This is a genomic window from Alkalihalophilus lindianensis (genome assembly GCF_032843265.1).
Taxonomy (GTDB): Bacteria; Bacillota; Bacilli; order Bacillales; family Bacillaceae_D; genus Alkalihalophilus; species Alkalihalophilus lindianensis.
On the sequence record NZ_JAWJBA010000414.1, the window covers coordinates 1 to 267 of the forward strand.

1 protein-coding gene is annotated in these 267 nt (G+C 40.8%); it reads right to left on the reverse strand.

Going from position 1 to position 267, the window contains the following annotated elements; translation table 11 throughout:
• On the reverse strand, positions 1 to 267 hold a 267-nt coding region (locus tag RYX56_RS22830), incomplete at both ends, for a DUF1611 domain-containing protein (protein WP_317124186.1).

The window sequence follows — 267 nt, forward strand, 5'->3', positions numbered from 1 at the left end:
GTCATGCCTTCATGATTTAGGGTAATCGAAATAACCTTTGTATGACCAACATATTCAATAAGTTCCAACTCACTTCGAAGTGATGGCATCTTCATAAAAGGAAAGTCCCCTAAAACCTTTCTTTTTGGCGGGTGCTGCAAAATTACCGCTTTAGGACGCGATCCTTTTAAAATACTAAAAGAGCTGCCATATGCCGGGTGGCTTAATGCTCCTTGTCCTTCCACCAGGATGACATCCGGTTTTTCGTTTTTGTTGGCCTTTATAATT